The sequence below is a fragment of the Marinilactibacillus sp. XAAS-LB27 genome (assembly GCF_036039175.1).
GTDB lineage: Bacteria > Bacillota > Bacilli > Lactobacillales > Carnobacteriaceae_A > Marinilactibacillus.
In genome coordinates, this window is sequence record NZ_JAYXKP010000001.1 from 149,641 (window position 1) to 165,270 (window position 15,630).

Annotated in this window: 14 protein-coding genes; 13 read left to right on the forward strand and 1 reads right to left on the reverse strand. The window is 35.2% G+C overall.

Going from position 1 to position 15,630, the window contains the following annotated elements; all coding sequences use genetic code 11:
• The 5 genes from VXN63_RS00625 to VXN63_RS00645 all read left to right on the forward strand — a co-directional run bounded on the left by VXN63_RS00625 (position 1) and on the right by VXN63_RS00645 (position 6,241).
• Positions 1-477 (forward strand): hypothetical protein, encoded by a 477-nt coding sequence (locus tag VXN63_RS00625; protein WP_327756040.1) that lies wholly within the window; start codon positions 1-3, stop codon positions 475-477.
• Positions 478-626: 149 nt separating this feature from the next.
• Positions 627-1,730, forward strand: a complete 1,104-nt coding sequence (locus VXN63_RS00630; RefSeq protein WP_327756041.1) for an NADH-dependent flavin oxidoreductase — start codon at positions 627-629, stop codon at positions 1,728-1,730.
• 220 nt (positions 1,731-1,950) lie between these two features.
• Positions 1,951-2,808 carry a BglG family transcription antiterminator LicT gene (gene licT / locus VXN63_RS00635; protein ID WP_327756042.1) on the forward strand — a complete coding sequence of 286 codons (858 nt, stop codon included), beginning with the start codon at positions 1,951-1,953 and terminating at the stop codon, positions 2,806-2,808.
• Positions 2,809-2,921: 113 nt separating this feature from the next.
• Positions 2,922-4,817 (forward strand): beta-glucoside-specific PTS transporter subunit IIABC, encoded by a 1,896-nt coding sequence (locus VXN63_RS00640; RefSeq protein ID WP_327756043.1) that lies wholly within the window; start codon positions 2,922-2,924, stop codon positions 4,815-4,817.
• 11 nt (positions 4,818-4,828) lie between these two features.
• Entirely contained in the window at positions 4,829-6,241 is a 1,413-nt protein-coding gene (locus VXN63_RS00645) for a glycoside hydrolase family 1 protein (RefSeq protein WP_327756044.1), read from the forward strand.
• Between the two features lie 48 nt (positions 6,242-6,289).
• Here VXN63_RS00645 and VXN63_RS00650 read toward each other — a convergent pair whose 3' ends face one another.
• On the reverse strand, positions 6,290-6,817 hold the full coding sequence (locus VXN63_RS00650) for a hypothetical protein (RefSeq protein WP_327756045.1): 528 nt from the start codon (positions 6,815-6,817) through the stop codon (positions 6,290-6,292).
• Positions 6,818-7,100: 283 nt separating this feature from the next.
• Here VXN63_RS00650 and VXN63_RS00655 point away from each other — a divergent pair, with 283 nt between their 5' ends.
• The 8 genes from VXN63_RS00655 to VXN63_RS00690 all read left to right on the forward strand — a co-directional run bounded on the left by VXN63_RS00655 (position 7,101) and on the right by VXN63_RS00690 (position 15,495).
• On the forward strand, positions 7,101-8,213 hold the full coding sequence (locus tag VXN63_RS00655) for a sensor histidine kinase (protein WP_327756046.1): 1,113 nt from the start codon (positions 7,101-7,103) through the stop codon (positions 8,211-8,213).
• Positions 8,206-8,844, forward strand: coding sequence for a response regulator transcription factor (locus VXN63_RS00660; protein WP_327756047.1), 639 nt, complete (start codon positions 8,206-8,208; stop codon positions 8,842-8,844). Before VXN63_RS00655 ends, VXN63_RS00660 begins: the two co-directional genes overlap by 8 nt.
• A 99-nt stretch (positions 8,845-8,943) precedes the next feature.
• Entirely contained in the window at positions 8,944-9,876 is a 933-nt protein-coding gene (locus VXN63_RS00665) for an ABC transporter ATP-binding protein (protein WP_327756048.1), read from the forward strand.
• A 12-nt stretch (positions 9,877-9,888) separates the two neighbouring features.
• Positions 9,889-11,157 (forward strand): ABC transporter permease, encoded by a 1,269-nt coding sequence (locus VXN63_RS00670; protein WP_327756049.1) that lies wholly within the window; start codon positions 9,889-9,891, stop codon positions 11,155-11,157.
• A complete protein-coding gene (locus VXN63_RS00675; RefSeq protein WP_327756050.1) occupies positions 11,158-12,240 on the forward strand; it encodes an ABC transporter permease in 1,083 nt (360 codons plus the stop codon).
• A 102-nt stretch (positions 12,241-12,342) separates the two neighbouring features.
• The gene (locus VXN63_RS00680) at positions 12,343-12,984 is read left to right on the forward strand and encodes a TetR/AcrR family transcriptional regulator (protein ID WP_327756051.1); all 642 of its coding nucleotides are present in this window, start codon (positions 12,343-12,345) and stop codon (positions 12,982-12,984) included.
• Positions 12,985-13,000: 16 nt separating this feature from the next.
• Positions 13,001-13,903: an ABC transporter ATP-binding protein gene (locus tag VXN63_RS00685; protein WP_327756052.1), complete on the forward strand. Its 903-nt coding sequence runs from the start codon at positions 13,001-13,003 to the stop codon at positions 13,901-13,903.
• Positions 13,900-15,495 carry an ABC transporter permease gene (locus VXN63_RS00690; RefSeq protein WP_327756053.1) on the forward strand — a complete coding sequence of 532 codons (1,596 nt, stop codon included), beginning with the start codon at positions 13,900-13,902 and terminating at the stop codon, positions 15,493-15,495. Before VXN63_RS00685 ends, VXN63_RS00690 begins: the two co-directional genes overlap by 4 nt.
• Positions 15,496-15,630 lie beyond the last annotated feature (135 nt).

Sequence of the window (15,630 nt, forward strand, 5' to 3'; positions counted from 1 at the left end):
ATGAAAAAAATGATGTCAGCGTTGAAATTTGTATTTAGAAATGGTGAAACTTGGACAATTGAAAGAAAACACATTGGCGATCTATGGATTAAGCAAGTCACAACAAGTTTTGGAAGAATAGGCGAAGACGATTTTCAAGAAATTCACCCTTGTGAATCTCTTAAAATAGAAATTGACAGAGAAGCTGATGCGGTAAATTCTTCCGATATTAATTTAGGAGGACTAGAAGCAGGGATGTTTGATCGTGTTAAACAATATCAAGATATTGAAATGATGGATATTCTATATAGAGACAATAACAATGGACAAAAGGAACTGTGTACTGAAAAAGATCGTATCTACTTCCCGTACAAAGCGATTGATAGTGATGGACACGATAACGAATATCAGTCCAGTCTAGTATCTAGTAATGATCACTTATACATCGTTATCGACCCTGAAAAGACTGTACAAGAAGTCTATCCTGAAAAAGTTTAACTACAAATATATATTAAACAAAAAGTTTGTTCTGGAAATTTGGAGCAAACTTTTTTTGATGAAAATAGTTTAATGAGTCGCTACTATTGTGTTTACTTGTACAAGCAGTTACAATAAGTAAGTAGAATAAAAAGTGAGAGGAAGTTTTGATGAATAATTTAGGCGATTCAGTACAACTTAAGCGTGGAGTTACATTGAAAAATAGAGCAATCATGGCTCCTATGACAAATATGATGAGCTTCTTTGACGGTACAATAACGGATAATGAACTAGCTTATTATGCACTTCGAAGTGGAGAATTAGGTGCTGTAATTACAGCGGCAGCAAATGTTCAAGCTATTGGAAAAGGTTGGGAAGGCGAATTGGGTGTTCATGATGATCAGCACATACCTGGACTAGCCAAATTAGCTTCTTCTATAAAGAAATCTGGTACAAAAGCTATCTTGCAAATTTTCCACGGGGGTAGAATGTCTCCTAGTTCTGCATTAAGAGGAGAACAGCCCGTTTCTGCAAGTGCTGTTAAAGCAGAAAGACCCGAGGCTATTGAACCAAGATCACTGTCTGACGAAGAGGTTGTTCAAGTTATTGAAGACTTCAAAGCAGCTGCTATTAGAGCAATTAGAGCCGGATTTGACGGAATCGAGATTCACGGAGCGAATACTTATTTGATTCAACAATTCTTTTCTCCGCATTCAAATAGACGTGATGATAAATGGGGCGGAAGTCTTGAGAATAGATTTCACTTTGTAGATAGACTTGTAGATGAGATTATTGAAACGGTTGATAACGAAACAACTGAACCGTTTATTGTCGGATATAGATTTTCTCCGGAAGAATATGAAAATCCTGGTATTCGTATTGAAGATACATTGTATTTGGTGGATCATTTAGCTGATAAAAAATTGGATTATCTTCACATCTCACTCGGTGACTTCAGACAATTTTCTAAATTTGACGAAGCTAGAGAAAAAACAATTTTACAACAAATGCATGACAAAATCGCTGGAAGAGTGCCTCTAATTAGTGTAGGAGATATTCGAAACAGCGCTGACGCTAAAGAAGCTTTGGAGCATAGTGAATTTGTCGCATTAGGTAGAGTATTGTTATCTGATCCACATTGGGCAAGCAAGGCTTTAAGTGGAAGAGATGAACAAATAAGATTAAACGTTACAGAAGAAGAACGAGAAGAATTGAAATTAAATAGCGGTGTCTGGATGTTTATGAAAGCTATGATGTCAGATAGAATTAAGTAATAATAAGTAACCTCGGGTAGCTTTACTCGAGGTTACTTTTTTTAAAAAATTCATTGACATTTATATTGATAGTGCTTACAATATAGTAGAACAGTTAATTGAATAGCAAAAGGATTGTAACTGTATTGGCAGGCAACACCTAATTACTTTTGACAGGATAATTTTATTCTGTTTCTAAAAGTTATTAAGGTGTATTTTTTTTTATGGGAGGAGGTTGTCTGTGTGGATTAAAAAGATATTCAACAATAATATTATTCTTGCTCAGGATGAGAAAATGTCTGAACGCGTTTTACTCGGTAGAGGAATTGCCTTCGGGAAAAAAGAAAATGATGAAGTTGATGAATCTAAAATCGATAAGATTTTTATTCTTGAATCTCAAGAGTTAGTAGATAAATTTGTACATTTAGTTGGTGAGATACCAACAAATCATTTAGAGCTTACGGACAAAATAGTCAAGGAAGCTGAAGAGCGTCTTGAAGTGAAATTTAGTGATAGTATTTATATTGGTTTAGCTGATCATATAAATTATGCTTTATTCCGCTTTAAAAAAGGTGAACAAATTCAAAATGCATTTTTATGGGAAATCAAGAAATTTTACCCTAGAGAGTATCAAGTAGCTTTAGATATGCTCGAAACGATTTACTATTATGAAAAAGTAAAACTTTCAGAAGATGAAGCCAGTTTTATTGCGCTTCATTTTGTCAATGGTCAAAATATGGATTATGATGTCAATCTTAAAGGGATCAATGAGACGATTATCATTCAAGATATTTTCAATATTATAAAATTTCATTATTCAATTGATATAGAGGAAGATACTTTAAATTATAGTCGGTTTGTTACGCATCTAAGGTACTTTCTACAACGAATAACACGTAAGGAAAGATACGGATCGGGTGAGAATCAACTCTTCGATCAGGTAAGTATAAAGTATAAGAAAGCATATCAATGTGTTTTGAAAATAAACAGTTATCTAATTAAAAAATTAGATACTGAAATGACGGTTGATGAGCAATTATACTTTATTTTACACATTAATCGATTAACAAATAGAGAAAATCAAATTCGATCAAATTAATGGATTGTAACTGTATTGGCAGGCAACACCTGAATTGATCTACACAAAGTATCTGTGATTTTTTGTGTAGACTTTTAGGTGTTTTTTTGTACTTATAAATTGGAGGTAATAATATGAACAACAAAGAATTAGCTAAAGTAATTGTTGAGAAAGTCGGTGGAGCTGATAACGTCAGTGACTTAACCCATTGCATAACTAGGTTAAGATTTAATCTTAGAAATGCAGACCTAGCTGATACAGATGCTATAAAAGAAATGGATGGCATAGTCGGTGCGGTATACAAAGGTGGTCAGTATCAGGTCATTATTGGCCCTCATGTTCAAAGTGTCTACGATGAAGCCATTCAAATGGTAGGTGGAGAAACAAATGGAAAGCAGTCAGAATCAGAAGAAAAACCAAAAGGATTTGCACTATTTTTTGATACAATTGCAGGTATTTTCACCCCAATTGTTGGAGCTTTAGCAGGATCGGGTATGGTTAAAGCGATTCTAGCTTTGTCCACTGCAATGGGATGGTTATCTACGGAATCTCAGACTTATAGTATACTTAATATAATGGGAGATGCAGTATTTTACTTCTTACCGTTCCTTATTGCTACTACTGCGGCTAAGAAATTCAAAACAAGTCAATTTTTAGCATTAGTATTTGCAGGTATTTTATTACATCCTGACTTGACAATGATGAGAACCGAAGGTGTTGAGGCAGCTTTCTTGGGTATTCCAATTAGATTAGCAACTTACTCTTCGTCCGTAATTCCGATTATTTTGATTGTATTATTACAATCTTATATAGAGAAGTTTGCGAGAAAGTATACTCCTGATGTTGTCAAAGTCTTTGTCGTACCAATGGTTACAATATTAATCGTAGCACCTATTGGTTTAATCGTCCTAGGACCATTAGGATCTATCGTTGGAGAATATTTAGCAGTATTCTTTACATTCTTAGAAGATGAAGCTAGTTTTGTTGTTCCGTTACTAGTAGGTGGTCTTGCACCATTCTTGGTTATGACGGGTATGCACTACAGTTTAGGAGCAGCTCAGGCAGTTCAAAGGTCTATAACTGGTTATGGTAGTATTCTTACTCCAGGGCTACTGTCAGCTAATATGGCACAAGGTGGAGCAGTCATGGCTGTAGCTTTTAGAACTAAAAATAAAAAAGTGAAATCACTAGCAACTTCAACGGGTATTTCTTGTTTTATGGGAGTTACTGAACCAGCACTGTACGGTGTTACACTACAAAATAAGCGTGTCCTAATATCTACTGTACTAGGTGGGGCGAGTGCTGGTCTTTATGCAGGTATTGTAGGATTGAAAGCATGGTCTTCTGGAACATCAAATATTTTTTCTACCCCAATTTATATGGGTGGGGATTCAATGTGGAATTTTTATCATGCAATCATTACTGTAATCATAGGTGCCACAGTAGGATTTACTGCTTGTCTATTTTTATACAAAGAAAATATGGAGTCTGATACATCTTCAATTGATCATAAAAAGAAAGAAAACACGACAAACTTAAGTAATGATTCAGTTTCGTTGGGATCTAATTTAGGTGAAAAAAATGAAATTTTTAGTCCATTAGATGGGGAAATGATTTCGCTGACAGAAGTTGATGACGACGCTTTTGCAACTGAAGCCATGGGCAAGGGTGTTGCGATCATTCCATCGAATGGAAGCATATATGCACCATTCGACGGTCAAGTAGCTATGATATTTAAGACTAAACATGCCATTGGATTAAGAAGTCACACAGGTGTAGAACTATTGATTCACATTGGTATTGATACTGTGAAGTTAGAAGGTAAGCATTTCTTAGCAAAAATCCATGATGGAGACTCTTTTGTTAAAGGTGATTTATTGATGAAATTTGACAGAGAGGCTATTTTAGATGCAGGTTTTGATTTGACTACGCCTGTTATTGTAACGAATACAAATGAATATCTTGATGTTATCGAATCTGAAGAAATAAACGTTTCTAATTTAAATAAAATTATGACAGTCGTCAAATAAGGAGGAAGAAAATGAGTCAGTTTCCAGAAGATTTTTTGTGGGGCGGTGCTACAGCTGCTAATCAATTAGAAGGTGCTTATAATATTGATGGCAAAGGTTTATCCGTTCAAGATATTATGCCTAAAGGTGTTTTAGGACCCATTTCAGACGGACCTACGGAAGATAATTTAAAACTGAAAGGAATAGATTTTTACCATAAATATGAAGAGGATATTAAACTCTTTGCTGAAATGGGATTTAAAGTTTATAGAATGTCAATTGCTTGGACAAGAATTTTCCCAACAGGTGAGGAGACTGAACCTAACGAAGCAGGATTAGCATTTTATGATAAAGTTTTTGACACATGTAAACAATACGGAATCATGCCATTGGTTACTTTATCGCACTATGAGCCGCCGTTAAATTTAGCAAAAAAATACGGGTCTTGGTTAGATAGAAGAATGATTGATTTCTTTGCTAAATATGCCGAGACAGTCATGAATCGATATAAGGATAAAGTTAGCCACTGGATTACATTTAATGAAATTAACGTCACTGTATTCTCTCCGCTTTTAGGAGGAGGTATTTTAACTCCAAAAGAAGAATTAACAATGAGTCAAAGATATCAAGCTGCACATCATCAACTAGTTGCGAGCGGATTGGTTACTAAAATGGCAAGAAATATCAATTCTAATTTTAAGATTGGATGTATGGTCGCTTCTCAGCCGAGATATGCTATGACGTGTAACCCTGATGATATTCTTTATGCGATGGAGCAACAACAGGAGACAACATTTTTTGTGCACGTTCACGCTACTGGAGAATATCCATACTATACTAAACGATTATTTAATGAAGAGAATGTTGAAATAGAAATTACTGAAGAAGATAGAGAATATTTGAGTCACACTGTAGATTACATCACTTTTAGTTACTATAATAGTCGTACGATGGCAAAAGATCCATCGCCTTATCAAACAGCTGCAGGAAATATATATAGAGGACTAAAAAACCCGTATGTTCAATATAGTGATTGGAATTATCCAATAGACCCTCAAGGACTACGTTACATGTTAAACTTTTATTATGAACGCTACCAACTACCTCTTTTTGTAGCAGAGAATGGTATGGGTAGTTATGATGATCCAATAGAAAATGAAGATGGTTCATTAACAATTAACGATGAGTACCGAATTAACTTTTTTAATAACCATATTTTACAAATTGAAAAAGCAATCGAAGATGGGGTAGATGTATTTGGTTATACTGCATGGGGTTGTATCGATTTAGTCAGTGCTGCATCAGCTCAAATTGAAAAACGATACGGTATGATTTATGTTGATCGACAACCAGATGGAAGTGGCACTCTAAAACGAACAAGAAAAAAATCGTTTTATTGGTATAAAGAATTGATTGAATCAAATGGAGATTCTTTAGAACGATAATTCATACAAAAAGCCGACCTATATGGTCGGCTTTTTGTATAAAGATAATTAACTAAATTGAATATAGATAGTTAAATCAAAGGGTTCATAGTCTTTAATGATTTGTTCAGTTTCACTATTATAGTACTTATAGGGTCCACCTTTGATATAAGCAAAATTAGCAACAATCGTTGATTGCAAATAAGATAACGTATTTTTAGTATATTCATTAGGTAGTTTACCCAAAAATATATCATCTATATAGATATCTAATCTGTCGGCGTTGCTGGGCACTATTTTAACGTTTTGAGTGCGATAACTCTCATATTTAAAGATTTTATTAGCAGACTTTTTAAATTCTTGAGCGCTTTTACCAGCATACTTTCTTTTATTAGGATCGTTTTCTATAATTTTAGATGTAATCGTATTTATAGTATCTTGATTAGAAGTTAACTCTTTTGCGGTTAAGTGGATTTTATATTCAATCGATAATGGAAGACGAGCCTTTTCTCTCAGTATGGGCATTTCTTTAATGAATTGCTGTGACTGATTAGACTGTTTCTTCCAAAACTTTTTTATAGCATTCATGAATCCCATATTAAATCCTCCTCTCAATCAAGTGAAATGAAATTCATGGTATAAAAGGGAATGTTATCTTTAAATAACATTTCATATTTTTATATTAACTAAAATAGGAACTATCTTCAAGATTTAAGCCTTATTTTAAGGGAATAAATTCTAAACATTATCGTTTTGTAACGATTTTTCATCTAATGAATGATATTTGATTCTTTATGGAAAAAAGTCACTTGCTGTCTTTTGTGAAAATGATTTATACTTTGAATAGTAGAATTTATGATAATTGTTAGGAGGAGTTGTATTGATCAATTATTGGATCTACTTCATACTTTTGACTGTGACTTGGATATCTGCACTTTTCTTTCAAGATAGTTCAGTTTTAGGATTATTTTATTCAGTACTTTTTTTTGCGGGATATAATCTTATACCATTAGTTTCTCTTTTTTTGAAAAAAGTGTTTTTTATCGGATTACTTTTATGTACCGTCTTAACTTTTATTTCAGTGGAGTTGAATCCTTTTGTCTGGTTGATTTTGGTTATTCTTGCGGCACAATTCTATGAGCTTTTAAAACCTTACATACTCTATTGTCTGATCGTTCTCAGTTTCTTGATCATACTCTTTCCAGCTTTCAACGCGCTAAATTCAAAGATGATCGTGTATCAACTTATACTCGTAGGTTTATCTATCCTATTGATTGGTCAGCTAAATAACCAAAAGAAACAGCGATTTAAAATATCTTTGGATAATACTAGAATGTATAATGAATTATCTTCTATCAAGCGACAGCAATTCCGCAATGACGAGAGTATCCGCCTGGAAGAAAGAAGTCAGATTGCTAGAGAAATTCATGATGCAGTGGGGCATAGATTAACTGCTTTACTGATGCAACTAGAAGTCGCTCGTTTGCAAGCTAAAAACAAAGAAAGTGCTGAACAATTCAATGCTCTCAAGAAATTAGCTCAGATGAGCCTTTCGGATACGCGAAAGGCTGTTAGTACATTAAAGTCGCAAGAACAATCTGGTCTCCAAGCTGTAATTTTTCTGATTCGTAAATTAGAGACTGAAAGTCATTTGAGACTTACAATGACCTTGAAGTCCGGTGTTTTGAACAGTAGGTTAAACAATGAACAATCGGTTACACTTTACCGAGCGATTCAGGAGGCCCTCACCAATATGATGAAACATAGTGACCGAAAACGCGCTGAAATCGTTTTTGAAATCATCGCGGAAAGAGAATTGAAATTTTCAGTAAAACATATTCAATCTGAAAAAGTGATCGTAAAAGAAGGCTTTGGTTTATCCAATATGAAAGAACGTCTGGAAAGAATCGATGGGAAGTTGTCTATTCAAAATAATGATAATCACTTCATTGTGATTGGCCAATTCCCACTGGAGGTGAAGCAAAATGATTGATATTTTGATAGCTGAAGACCAAACCATAGTGAGACAAGGGTTAAAAATCATGCTCGAGACGGACAAAGAATTCAGAGTGACTGGACAAGCAGAAAATGGTCTTCGGGCAGTAGAACTTTGTGATCAAAATCGATATGATTTAATCTTACTTGACATTCGAATGCCGAAAATGACCGGGCTCGAAGCAGGGAAAAGAATTCGTGATAAATGGCCAGATGTTACCATATTAATGCTGACCACATTTAATGATCAGGACTATGCATTGGAAGCTTTGAAAAATGGTGCCAATGGTTATTTATTAAAAGATGGAGATGCGGATGAGCTGATCAAGTCGGTTAGAAGTGCTTTGAATGGAGGAATGGCCATTGAAGATCAAGTAGCTGCGAAATTAGTCCCCTCCTTATTGAAGCATCAGAGTGAACGGTTAGAAGTAGACGAAGCGTTAACTGAACGGGAAATAGCCATTATAAAAAGAATCGGCGAAGGTATGAACAATCATGAAATAGCAGAATCGCTTTTTCTTTCAGTTGGGACAATCAAAAATCATATATCGACTATTTTATTGAAATTAGAATTGAGAGATCGAACGCAGATAGCGATTTACGCTATAAAACACCAGTTAACAAACTGAATATAGTGACTAAAGTCATATAAACTAATGACCAGAGACAGTAACCTTGCTGTCTCTTTTTATTTATACTAAAGACAAATAAAGAAAGGAGAGAACAAGATGCTAGAAGTACGAGAGATATCTAAATCATTTAAAAAAACAGTCGCAGTCGATCATTTAAGTATGTATATAGAAAAAGGCGAATCTGTTGGTTTGTTGGGTCCTAATGGAGCAGGTAAATCAACGACTATTTCTATGATTTCAACACTATTACCTCCAGATAATGGAACGATTGAATACAAAAATATTAATATTTTAAAAAATGCAAGCACGATCAGACCTGTACTAGGTGTCGTCCCGCAAGAGATTGCATTATATGAAGAATTGTCAGCTTACGAGAATATGCGATTTTTTGGGAAGATATATGGGCTAAAAGGAACTGCTTTAAACAGAAAGGTGGATGAGGTATTAAAGCTCGTTGGTTTAACAGAGCGGCGAAAAGAGCCTGTGAAAAATTATTCTGGTGGCATGAAAAGACGAATCAATTTGGCAGTAGCGCTTCTTCACGATCCTGAAGTTCTGATTATGGATGAACCTACTGTAGGGATTGATCCGCAATCTAGAAATCATATATTGGATACGATTCGTAAACTGAACGTTGAGCATAACTTGACCATACTCTATACCAGTCATTATATGGATGAAGTTGAAAAATTATGTGACCGAATCTATATTATGGACAACGGAAAAATTGTGGCTTCCGGTACAAATGAAGAGTTGAAGAGTTTGTTATCAAATGAAGAGACCGTGGAAATTGAAGTGAAAACTAAAAAAGTAGAATTTGCAGAGGTATTGAAAAAACACCCTGATGTCAATCAACTATATGAAACAACTAAAGGTTATAGATTGATAGTGTCTAAAAGGGACGAACTCCTTGTAGACATCTTTCGTCAAGCCGCTCTTCACGAAGTAACAGTAACTGGAATCCAAGTCAAAGAACCCACTCTTGAAGACGTGTTTTTACATTTAACAGGTAGGAAACTTAGAGATTAGGAGGTGTTCTCGATGAAAGAGTTGATAAAAAAAGATTTTCTTTTACTTTCAAAAAATAAAAGTGAATTGATCGAACTACTACTCACACCTTTTCTATTGATTTGTATTTTAGGATTTGCTCTTGGTAATCTGATGAACAACAGTGCTGAAAACACTATTGAGACAACTATCGTTGGTTTTGTGAACGATCAAAACGATGAAACAGTTAAGGCGGATTTTGAAGCAAAACTGGATGAGGAAAATGTGACTGATTTAGAGTACCAGCAGTTATTAGAAGCATCGTCTGAATTAGACCCAGTCTTTCATTTGAAACAGTTGTTTGAACAAGAAGAGATAAAAGAGCTCTTTCATTTAAAAGCTTTTGAATCAATCGATTCTGCTCAGAAAGCGTTAGAAAATGACGAAATTGGCGGTATTATACATGTTCCAGACCAATTCAGTTTATCTGTATTGAATTCGACTTTATTTGGGGAAGAATTAAAAACAGAACTTAATGTGATGACACAAGATCCGAATCAAATTAGATCCATTACACTGACTAGTGTTTTAGATAGTTTTATTAACGAATATAATTTTCAGACATCCATAGTTCCATTCGCTGGAGATACAACAATTGATGATACCTCACGATATGGTGGAACTCTGACAGTTTCTACTGAAGAGCCTATCAGCGCTTTTCAATACTATACGCTAGGAATGGGTGTGTTTTACGCTTTAAGCATTAGTACAATCATAGCAAACCGTAGCTTTAGGGAAAAAGAAACACATGTATTTGCAAGAATTATGATTTCGAATCAATCACCTTTAAGTTACCTGATGAGTAAGATGGTTTCCAGTTCACTTATTGCTTTTATGCAGTTAAGTTTGTTATTTGGCCTTTCCAATTTAGTTTTCGGAATTTTTTCAGGACGACCCAGTTCCTTTTGGTTAGATATTGCATTAATAACAGCCATTTATTCTTTATTGATAGGAAGTATAACTAGCTTGCTTACCTCTATATCACTATATGGAAACGAAATTAAAATTGTAAACTTCTTTGGATCTTTCACTGCTGTACTAGCTTTTCTTGGAGGTAGCTTTACACCGACAGAAAACTTTTCTGATCTGATTAAGACGATAGGGGATTGGACGCCTAATGGTGCAACATTGACTTCATACTTGCAACTACTAATGGGGTTCGAAATACAAGAAATTTTACCTCTTTTAGCGAGAGTGATCGGCATGAGTATCGTCAGTTTGACCGTGGCTGTTCTATTGTTTCCGAAAAGGAGGTTAGATTAGATGATAACTGTATTTCTTATGCAATGGAAAAGAACCCTTAAGAGCCCGTTATTGCTCATATTGTTTTTTGGATTGACCATACTGATGGTCAATGTAGTGGCTGGCACCCAAGGTGGTCAAAAGTTGGAAGTAGCAGCTTATAGTCATAATCTATCAGAGAATCAAATACAATATAAATTAGATAGATTGAATCAAAGTGATACGATTAGTATTCATTTAAAAGAAAAAGATCAAGTAGAAGAAGATATCAAAATGGATAAGTATGGGTTTGCATTAGTACTTGAAGAAGATAATTATCAGATTCTTGTAGGAAGAGAAACGGAGCAGTTACCTGTCGTGGATCAATATCTTCGTAGAGTTTATAGTGAAGAAAATCGGCTCAGAAGCATTCAAGAGCAAAACCCAGAACAAGTCATCGAAGTTAAGGACCACCTATTGTTAAACGTAAGCTCGTTGTCTGATACTGGTAATAGCATTGTGAATTTATCGGTCATGTTAGGTATGACCTTCTACTTCACGATATTTTCAATTCTTTTTCTTATGACAGATTTATTTGAAGACAAAAGAAATGGTATTTGGAACCGACTGATCTTTTCTCCAATTTCAAAAGCTAAAATCTATCTTGGACATCTTTTCTTTTATTTCAGCCTAGGAGTTTTGCAAATCACAGTACTATTAACGTTATTGAGTCAGATGCTTTTACTTGATTTAAATATCAACTATCTCGTAGCAATTCTAATCACATTATCGTTTATTCTTTGTATTGTATCTCTAGGGATATTACTCATCGCCATGGCAAAAACTTCTTCAGGATTAATGGTCTTGATTCCCATTGTCGCAACTTCTACAGCCATGTTAGGTGGGGCTTTTTGGCCGCTACAAGTGATTGATAATCGTTTTTTATTATTTGTAGCAGAATGGATGCCTATCAAACAAGCTATATACGGAATCATTGAAGCAACTGTTCAAAATAAAAGTTTCCTTGAAGCAATGCAGCCTGTCGGAATTTTGCTATTGATGAGCTTATTCTTTATGAGTATAGGCATCAATATGATGGAAAGAGTGAGTGATTCTCAATTATAAAATAAAAACTACAAAACATTGACCGACCTGGTCAGTAGTGGTAAACTTTCACCATGACCAGGTCGGTCAGTTTTTATACAGGATGATCGAGGTGAGTAAGAATTGAACGAAGCATTTAATAAATTACCAGATGAAAAAAGGTCTGCTATTCTTAAAGCGGCTTATAATGAGTTTGAGGAACATGGCTTTAAAAGGGCTTCTACAAATAAAATAGCTGCTAAAGCTGGAATTGGCAAAGGGACTTTGTTTTATTATTTTGGAAACAAGAAAAAACTATATCAGTATCTGATTACGACTTCTTTCAACATTGCTTATGATGAATATTTAATGCAGATCAATTTCGATAAAACAGATTATTTTGATCGTTTAGAAAGTATAACTGATCTCAAACAAAAAGTAAGCAATCTTTATCCCAATGAATTGAGCTTCTTATCTAAACTTCTTTTAACTCCGGATGATACGGAATGGTCGGATGTTATACAGGAGAAACGTGAAGAATCAGAAAAAGTATGGGAAAAGGTTTTGACTGAAAATATCGACTTCAGTAAATTTAGAGAAGATTTGCCAAGGGAAAAGGTGCTGAACTTAATCAAATGGGGACTTGAAGGATACCGTAAAGAACTGGAGCAGAAAGCAAACTCCCTAGGAAATTCAACTGTCTTTTCAGAAGAAGAGATCAAGTATTACTATCAAGAATACAATGATTATATCGATTTATTAAAAAGAACATACTATAAATCATAGTCAGGGAGTGAGTTATATGAGTTTAGTTTCAGTACAGGGGTTATCTAAATCTTTTGGTAAAACAGAGGCTTTAAAAGAAGTTAACTTTAGCATGGAAAAAGGGGAAGTTTTAGGCTTTATTGGACCAAATGGTTCAGGCAAATCGACAACCATTCGAGTACTTTTAGGACTATTAAAAGCAGATAGTGGAAAAGTGCGTATATTTGATCAGGATGTATGGTCTGATTCTGTGGAGATACACAAACGTGTTGCTTATGTTCCTGGAGATGTCAATCTCTGGCCCAATCTAACTGGTGGAGAAGTTATTGACCTTTTCTTAAGTATGAGAGGACAACAGGTAGATCATGATAAGAAAGCCTCTTTAATCAAAGCATTTGATTTTGATCCTACAAAGCAATGTAGAAGTTATTCTAAAGGAAATCGTCAAAAAGTGGCGTTGATCGCTGCATTTGCTTCTGATGCAGACCTATACATATTGGATGAACCCACTTCTGGTTTAGATCCACTACAAGAACGTGTTTTTCAACAACAAGTAGCAATCGTTAAAAAGCGAGGGGCTAGCGTTTTGTTATCTAGCCATATCTTATCTGAAGTTGAACAACTATGTGATACGATTGCGATTATCCGTAACGGAAGCATTGTGGAAGCAAGAACACTTAATGATCTTAGACACCTTACCAGAACAGAAATCAGGTTACAAACACAAAAATCTTTGAACCATTTCAGTGATGTTAGTTGGATTCACCACTTTGTCCAAAAAGGAAACCAAGCCGTTTTTCAAATAGACTCCAATAAAATGGATCAATTGATCCAGGCCTTACAAGGAATGGACGTTCAATCACTGGAAAGTGTTCCGCCTAAGTTAGAAGATCTATTCATGCGCCATTATGAAACGACTGGAGAGGCGAGGGAATCATGAAATCTATAACCGGATTTGAATTGTTAACTCGCTTTGTCTTAAAAAAAGAATGGAAAGGTTTGTTACTTTGGGCGCTTGGCTGCTTGATGTTTGTTTTTGTGGGTGTTTTTGCATTTGTAACCATTTATCCTTCTGCGACTGACCGCACAGCTATGGCAGTTGCAATGTCTAATCCGGCTATGGAAGCCCTTTTCGGAAAACTGATTGGAGGAGATAACTATACCATTGGTGCAATGTATTCACATACAATGACTATCCTCACATTGTCACTTTTTTCAGTAGCTTCGATATTAATGATGATTAGAAATACCAGAGTTGAAGAAGAACACGGTATGATGGAATTAATTCAATCATTTCCTATAGGAAGACTCGCGCATTCGACGTCTGCTTCATTACTGTTAATAGGTTACAACATATCATTAGCACTACTGACTGGATTGCTCCTCTTATTGATGGGGGATTCGAGTATGGATTTGAACGGATCATTTCTTACTGGAGCAATGTATGGCGCAATCGGATTGTTTTTCGGAAGTCTCGCCTTACTCGCAGCTCAATTATCCAGCAATAGTAGAAGTGCTACGATGACCTGTTTTTCACTGTTAGGAGCTGCCTATATTATTAGAATCATCGGGGATACCGGCCAGGAATATTTGAATGTTCTTTCTCCACTAGGTTTGCTATACAAATCAGAACCGTTTGTCTCCAATTACTGGTGGCCTGTAGGAATAGTCTTACTTGTAACCTTTGTTGTTTTGGGACTTGCCTTTTATTTCCAGACAAAAAGAGATTTAGGTGCTGGACTATTGCCAGATAAAACGGGTAAACACTTAGCGTCTTCTTTTTTGAAACAACCGATAGGCTTTGTTTTCCGATTGATGAAAACACCTTTAATCGCTTGGACTATAGGGTTGGTTCTACTTGGGATTACTTACGGTTCGGTTGTGGGAGACGTGGAAAGTCTGCTAGCTGGTAATGAATTGATTGAGCAAGTGATCAGTAGTGATGCTTCTCAATCCATTGTCACACAGTTTATTTCCATTATTATGGGCGTATTGGCTATAGCAGCTGTTATACCATCTATTCAAGTCATCGTTAGATTGTCTTCCGAAGAAAAACATGGACGCTTACAGCATTTACTTGTTGGAACGAAAAGCCGAAGTCAGATTTTACTGACTTTTATAGAGGTTAGTTTGATTTCTTTGGTAATGATTCAAGGAGTACAAATTGCTGCGTTTGGTGTTACGGCTAGTTTAAGTCAGAATATTCTCAGTTTTAGAGAAATTTTTGAAAGTGGTCTTGTTTATTTGCCAGCTATGGCCGTAATGTTGAGTGTAGCTATCTGTCTATTCGGATGGCTTCCAAAAAAACTATCCTTAATATGGATAGTTTTAGGTTATTGCTTTTTTATACTCTATTTCTCTAATTTATTTGATATGCCTGAATGGATAAAAGGACTTTCCCCGTTTTACCACATCCCAGAAAGATTAGATGGAGAATACAACTTAACCGTTCTTTTATATTTAACCCTTGTTTCTGTAGCTTTATCTTTAGTAGGAATAATCGGTTTCAAAAATAGAGACACGATTCATTAATCAATCAGACTGCAGTCTACTAGGACTAAAGTCTGATTTTTTTATATTTACTGCATCTGATGTAGTAATTATCTAGAAGCTTTGGTATAATCATTACAACGACAGATGCAGTAATCACTATCTGTTCAGCTTTAC